General features: G+C 26.2%; 7 protein-coding genes and 1 tRNA gene. 1 reads left to right on the top strand and 7 read right to left on the bottom strand.

Going from position 1 to position 6,561, the window contains the following annotated elements; translation table 11 throughout:
- Positions 1-94: 94 nt before the first annotated feature.
- The 4 genes from XO11_RS06145 to XO11_RS06130 form a co-directional block, all read right to left on the bottom strand.
- A tRNA-Asn gene (locus tag XO11_RS06145) sits at positions 95-169 on the bottom strand.
- Between the two features lie 68 nt (positions 170-237).
- Positions 238-552, bottom strand: coding sequence for a hypothetical protein (locus XO11_RS06140; RefSeq protein ID WP_075780593.1), 315 nt, complete (start codon positions 550-552; stop codon positions 238-240).
- Positions 527-1,687, bottom strand: coding sequence for a TetR/AcrR family transcriptional regulator (locus XO11_RS06135; protein ID WP_075780592.1), 1,161 nt, complete (start codon positions 1,685-1,687; stop codon positions 527-529). The genes XO11_RS06140 and XO11_RS06135 overlap by 26 nt, the downstream gene beginning before the upstream one ends.
- A gap of 23 nt (positions 1,688-1,710) precedes the next feature.
- Entirely contained in the window at positions 1,711-2,145 is a 435-nt protein-coding gene (locus tag XO11_RS06130) for a type II secretion system protein (RefSeq protein ID WP_014296739.1), read from the bottom strand.
- Between the two features lie 109 nt (positions 2,146-2,254).
- Between XO11_RS06130 and galE the strand changes: the two genes are divergently transcribed.
- Positions 2,255-3,268, top strand: a complete 1,014-nt coding sequence (gene galE, locus XO11_RS06125) for a UDP-glucose 4-epimerase GalE (RefSeq protein WP_075780590.1) — start codon at positions 2,255-2,257, stop codon at positions 3,266-3,268.
- 29 nt (positions 3,269-3,297) lie between these two features.
- On the opposite strand, the gene XO11_RS06120 is transcribed toward galE, so the two are convergent.
- From XO11_RS06120 to XO11_RS06110, 3 genes are read right to left on the bottom strand one after another with little or no spacing between them, the layout of a single operon-like run.
- Positions 3,298-4,269 carry a glycosyltransferase family 2 protein gene (locus tag XO11_RS06120; RefSeq protein WP_175418363.1) on the bottom strand — a complete coding sequence of 324 codons (972 nt, stop codon included), beginning with the start codon at positions 4,267-4,269 and terminating at the stop codon, positions 3,298-3,300.
- A gap of 2 nt (positions 4,270-4,271) precedes the next feature.
- Positions 4,272-5,381 carry a hypothetical protein gene (locus XO11_RS06115; RefSeq protein WP_175418362.1) on the bottom strand — a complete coding sequence of 370 codons (1,110 nt, stop codon included), beginning with the start codon at positions 5,379-5,381 and terminating at the stop codon, positions 4,272-4,274.
- 11 nt (positions 5,382-5,392) lie between these two features.
- A complete protein-coding gene (locus tag XO11_RS06110; protein ID WP_175418361.1) occupies positions 5,393-6,556 on the bottom strand; it encodes a CDP-glycerol glycerophosphotransferase family protein in 1,164 nt (387 codons plus the stop codon).
- Positions 6,557-6,561: the final 5 nt, after the last annotated feature.

Below are 6,561 nucleotides of genomic sequence, written 5' to 3'. Positions count from 1 at the left end.
CCAACTATAATTAATTTACACAGTATTTTGGATAGTCCCTTTATTTTAAATATTATATAACAAAAAAGTCCAGCTTTCGCTGGACTTTTGGTTATGGCTCCGGCGGAGGGATTCGAACCCCCAGCCTAGTGGTTAACAGCCACCCGCTCTACCGTTGAGCTACGCCGGAACAACTTCCGAGAATTATTATAACACAAAATATGCTACTTTGCAAGAAAAAATTTCGAGAATAAAATGTTAATTTTTATCGAACTCATCCCTGGTAATAGGCGTTCCACCAACTAATTCAAAATTAATAAGGCGATATGCACCATCAAATTCTGCATGCAAATAAATTCTTTCACTGCATTTAGAGCCAATATACTCCTTATTAATTTCATATCTTGCTCTACCTTCAAAAGCATTTGAAAAATCATATCCTTTTCTCAAATAGCTTCTAAAGGTCTCTCCACAATTATTGCATTTAAAATAAATAACAAGGGATTCTCCTTCATCATAAAAAGGATTTTTGGAAATATCCTTCACTTTATTCCTTTTCCTGAACCAGAACATTTAAATCACCTTCTAATTTCAATCCATTTTCAAGATAATGGGACAATTCAATAAGAAAATTATTAATATCTAAAATAGATTGATGGAATAAATATTCAATACCAATAAAATGAGAAATACCCATAAGCGTTAAAGCTATTGTTTCCTTATCCTCAAGTTTAACACTTGATAGATTTTTTAAATAACCCTTTCTAAAAGCATCATAATACTTAATAACCTCTTCCTTTGCCACAAATTCCGATTCTCTAACAATTTCATAATAATTTTTATTTCTTTCAAAAAATTTCAAAAATAAATAAGTTCCCTGTAATTCCTGTTCCAATCTATTCAAAGAAACAGAAAGATTTCTACTAATAAACTTTCTTGTTTCATGACTGATATTTCTAACAATCTCTCGTAAAAAAGTTTCCTTGCTATCAAAATAAATATAAAAAGTACCAACTGCAAAACCAGCGAGTTTAGTAATATCATAAACATTTACATTGTGAAAACCATAAGTTCCAAATAATTCTATTCCAGCTTCAACAATTCTTTCCTTTGAGTCCAGTTTTTTCGAACGTTCATTTATAAACTTAACATTAAAAATTCTTTCCTTTCTATTAATTCGTTCATCAAAAATCCCATTAAAAACAATATCTTTAAATGACTCCTTATTAATATTAAACCAGTTATAAGCAGCCATAACGCTTAAAAATCTTAATCCACCAACAATAAAAATATATTCAACATCAGAAATATCCCTTTCCAAAATATTAGAAAGAGTATTAATATAAATATTCTTTAATTTTTTTTCATACTCAGGAAATTTATACTGTCCCTCACGGAAAATAGTAACCAATTCTGTATCCTTTGCAGAAAGTTTGAAAACGATGTCTATAAAAGAAGAAATCTTATCTTTTTTGGAATTACCACTAATCTGAGAAAGTTCAACCTCCATTTTTTCAATAAGCTCATTTAAAAAAAACTCAAAAAGTGTTTTCTTATCTCTAAAATAATTATAATATACCCCATTTGAAACCCGGGCATTTCTACAAATTTCAGCAACAGAGACAGTATCATACCATTTTTCAGAAAAAAGCTTCCTTGCAGATTTTATAATCTTTTCCTTTGTACTGGTTTTTCGTCGTCTTCTCAAAATTATTCAACTCCATTTCATTATTAAAAAGCCATTCTTAATACAGGAATTCTGGAATTATTATCCGGTTCTTCATTTAAAGAAGAAAAATCCTCTGTATTCGAATTCCAATTTAAAGTTGTATCCAGTTTTTCGAGATTATCTGGATTTGAAATTTGTTCAGTATAATAAACAAAAACAACATTATTTAAAGTTTTAAAAGAAACATTTTCAGGCGAAGATTCAATATAATCATTATCAACCAGCGTATCTATATTATCAGGAAAAGAATCATTATCATAATAATATTGAATAATTGAGTTCTGAATCACCTTCATATCATTAATAATTTTAGTAAATTTTGCTTTGTTAATAATATTATTAACCATTGGAACAGAAAAAGCGCCAATAATAGCAATAACAGCAAGTACAATTAAAACCTCATAAAGACTAAAACCATCATGCTTCTTAAACGCCAAATCCATCTCCCCCTTTGTTACAAATTCAATTATAATTATACCATAATTTACCCGGGAAAAATAAAATTATGATATAATATATTGAAAAATTAAAAAGGAGAGTGAAAAAATGTCAATACTCATAACAGGCGGAACTGGATATATAGGAAGTCATGCATGTGTTGAATTCTTAAATGCCGGATATGAAATAATTGTACTGGATAATTTTTCAAATAGCAAACCTGCAGTTTTAAAAAGAATAAAAGAAATAACAGGAAAAGATTTCAAATTCTATGAAGCAGATTTATTGGACAAAAATAAAATAAAAGAAATTTTCGACGAAAATGAAATAGAAGCGGTTATACATTTTGCAGGTTTAAAAGCAGTTGGCGAATCAGTGGAAAAACCATTATTATATTATCACAATAACATCACAGGCACTCTTAATCTTTTAGAAGTAATGAAAGAAAAAAATGTAAAAAAAATAGTATTCAGCTCATCAGCAACAGTATATGGAAACCCACATAAAGTTCCAATAACAGAAGACTTTCCAACAGGAGCAACAAATCCATATGGAAGAACAAAATTATTCATAGAAGAAATATTAAAAGATTTATATATCTCAGACAAAAATTGGAGCATATCATTATTAAGATACTTCAACCCAATAGGTGCACATGAAAGCGGAATGATCGGTGAAGATCCAAACGGAATACCAAATAATTTAATGCCATATATCACTCAAGTTGCCGTTGGAAAAAGAGAAAAATTATATGTATTTGGAAATGATTACGATACACATGACGGTACAGGCGTAAGAGATTATATCCATGTTGTGGATTTAGTAAAAGGACATATAAAAGCACTTGAAAAAATAATGGAAACCACAGGAGTAAAAATATATAACCTCGGAACAGGAACAGGATATAGCGTTTTAGATGTAGTAAAAGCATTTGAAAAAGCAAGTGGGGTTAAAATTCCATATGAAATAGTTGATAGAAGACCTGGAGATGTAGATAAAATATATGCAGACCCAACAAAAGCATTAAAAGAATTAGGCTGGAAAGCAGAAAAAGATTTATACGACATGTGTAAAGACTCATGGAATTGGCAAAAGAAAAATCCAAATGGATATGAAGATTAAAACAAAAGCTCCCAAAAAGGGAGCTTTTTTCATAATATAATAAATAATCCATATAATGAACCTAAACCATATGAAACATGTAAAGTCCAGAAAGAAAATAACGTTGGGAAAAACAACTTAAAATCCTTATTCTTTCTCGAAATATCAAAAGAAAAATACAAACTCAAAATCAAATAAAGCCCTAAAATTGAAAAATAAGGAATTCTTACAATAGGATAAAAAATAGAAAAAACACCACCTAAAACCAAAAACAACACAAAAAACAAAGGCACAAGGTGTCTTAAAGAAAAAGCCTTTCTTGCATAATGAGTACTTAAAATTACCCATAACCCATTATTAAAATTATTCTTCCACAAATCCTTAAAATTATCTCTAGCATAATAATAAGCTTCTGCTTCAGGAACCAGCATTATTCTGAATCCTGCATTTTTAATTCTTAAATTCATCTCAATATCCTGATTTCTTCTGAGCTTTTCAACAAAACCTCCCAATTTTTCAAAAACTTCTCGCTTATAAACACCGTATGCAACAGTATCAACATACTCTTCTTTATCGTTTTCCAATCTATACTTTGCCCCTCCAATTCCAAACGGATGAGATAAAACTATAGAAATAGCTTTCGCTACAGGCGTGTCTTTTCCCTGAATAGTTACCATCTTTCCTCCAGCAACATCGCATTTATCCTCATCAAGTCTCTTTACACAAGCTGAAATATAATTTTTAGAATAAGTAGTATGTGCTCCGGCAATCATTATATAATCACCAGTTGCATTTTTCAAACCAATATTTAAAGCAATAGGAGTTGTCTTATCAGGATTATCAATAATCCTGATATTCTCATATTTTCTTAAAATATCACGAGTTCTATCCTCACTCATTCCATCCACAACAATAATTTCCTTATTTTCATAATCATTATTAATCAATGAATCAATACATTTTTCTATATGTTTTTCTTCGTTTAAAACAGGAATTATAATTGAAACTTTTTTTTCTTCCATATCTATCCCCCATCATTAATTAAATTTCTAATTTTTAAATATAATTTTTCTCTATTTTTTTCTACAGATATATTTTCTATATACCTTAAAACATTTTTTTTATAAAAATCATAATTATCTAAAACTTTTTTAATTGCTAAATAAAAGTTATTATTGGATTCTCCAATTTTAAATTTTTCACATAATTCTTTTAAAGGGGGATTTTCAGAAGTAACTATTGGTATTTTTGAAAATAGAAATTCATAAACTTTTCCTGAAGCACAATATTTATTGTTATATGTATCATCATTATATGTGACAATTCCAATATGTGAGTTATCAATTAAATATTTTAATTCATCGAGAGCTAATTTGTCAAATAAGAAAACATTGTTTAACTTATATTGATCTATTATATTGGATAAAATTCTTTTATCTTCGTCTTTTCCCCCACCAACAATAAACAAATTGCAATTTTTTAAATTAATCATACTTTTAACAAGTAAATCTGTTTTTCTTTCAACTTCATAACCACCTGTATAAATTAAGTTAAATTTATTGTTTGAGAAATAGGAATTATATTTTTTATCATATAAATCTTTGTTATAAACTTTTTCAATTTTTCTTATGTTTTCAAATACAAAAGGTTTATCAAACAAATTATATAAGTCTTTCATAATTTTTGCTCTATATTCATTAGCTGCAATTACAAGATCAGCTTTTTTCATTAATTTTATTTCAGAATAAGTTAGTAATTTTCTAAAACCTTTTCTTTCTGATAATAAATATAATTCTCTAACATCTTGAAAAACAAAATTACTTTTTCTAAATTTTAGAATGAAAATAGCGGGAATAGAAGCTAAATAATTATCAACAAATAATATATCAATTTTTTTTGTTTTTATAGCAGTTTTTAAAGATAAAAAAATGAATCTACTATAGTTTTTAAAAGTTAAATACTCATTTTTTTTAATTTTTAGTTTTATATGTTTTTTTACTTCTTTAATATATGTATTATCATTAATTACAGGAGATACTAAAGTAACATCTCCAAAATTTTTGATAACTTTTAAAAGTTCTTGAGTTCTAATATCATTTTCTATAATTGAGTAAGAAATAAATAATATATTCATAAATTCACCTACTATTTTAATAAGTCAATAATAAAATTACTAATTCTTTCTGAAGAATTTGGATCTTGGTAATAGAAAAAAATATCTCTAATCATCTTTCTATTTGTAGAATAATCGTCATTGCCAGATAAGATTTTATGGATAGAATCTAACATAGAATTAAAATTAGAAACTTTTAATCCGGGAGTCCAAAAATCATATGGATATAGTAAAAAGCCTCTTTTTTCATAATAAGTTTTAATATCATTGTTTATGAAAATAACAGGTTTATTTAAAATTAAATAATCAAAATATATACTTGAATAATCTGTTATAAGTAAATCAGAATCGGGGAGAATTTCATACAAATCAATTTTCTTTTCTTTCAAAATATCTTGATTTAAAAAAATAAAATTTTTGCTCTTAAAATCTTTATAAATTTTCTTATAATATGCTTCTTCAAATGGATGCAATTTTGCTATAAAAAGTATATTATTGTCTTTTAAAAAATTATCAAAAATTTCTAATGAAAAATCTTCAAAACCAAAAATATTATTATATCTTTCAATTCCTTCAATTTTATCTAAATAACCTTTTCTATATGTTGGAATGTAAAAAACAACCTTTTTTCCATCAAAATCAACTATTTCATTTAATCTTCCTTTTTTAAATAAAAAATCTATTCTTGGAAATCCAAGGTTTAAATATTTTGATTTATAACTTCCTACTGTTGAGTTTAGTAAAGTTGAATATGTATCAGAAGAAGAAATTATATAATCATATTGATTAATTGATTTTATAACTAACTTTTTTTCTTTTAAATTTGCAGATTTATCCAAAAGTCCCATAGCTTTTAAAGGTATTCCGTGCCATAACTGAATGAAAATTTGATTTTTTTTCTTTTTAAAAGGAAGTCCATGACTAACAACAACAATTTTAGAAGAAGATATGTTTTTTAACCAATTAAAATATTCTTTAAAAGATTTAATCTTACCTTCTAAATAAATAATATTCAATTTATTATTCTTATTTATATTTTTATTTATATTTTTTAAGTGAATATAAAGAGCATAAGAATTTGAACCGCTAAATGGAGTTTCTTCTATAATAGTTATTTTATTTTTATTTATAGGAAATAAAAATATTAAAAATTTACTTATTATATACCCAATCTTCCTAATAAATTTTTGTAACATAAAAC

Origin of the sequence: Marinitoga sp. 1138 (assembly GCF_013363265.1) — a bacterium.
Classification (GTDB): Bacteria; Thermotogota; Thermotogae; order Petrotogales; family Petrotogaceae; genus Marinitoga; species Marinitoga piezophila.
Note: the sequence above shows the minus strand (reverse complement) of the source record. Positions and strands in the feature narration are given on the sequence as shown.

Bases quoted from the DNA above. Each gene is read 5' to 3' on its own strand.
- XO11_RS06110 (WP_175418361.1), bottom strand. From the start codon at position 6,556: ATGTTACAAAAATTTATTAGGAAGATTGGGTATATAATAAGTAAATTT.
- XO11_RS06140 (WP_075780593.1), bottom strand. From the start codon at position 552: ATGTTCTGGTTCAGGAAAAGGAATAAAGTGAAGGATATTTCCAAAAAT.
- galE (WP_075780590.1), top strand. From the start codon at position 2,255: ATGTCAATACTCATAACAGGCGGAACTGGATATATAGGAAGTCATGCA.
- XO11_RS06115 (WP_175418362.1), bottom strand. From the start codon at position 5,381: ATGAATATATTATTTATTTCTTACTCAATTATAGAAAATGATATTAGA.
- XO11_RS06120 (WP_175418363.1), bottom strand. From the start codon at position 4,269: ATGGAAGAAAAAAAAGTTTCAATTATAATTCCTGTTTTAAACGAAGAA.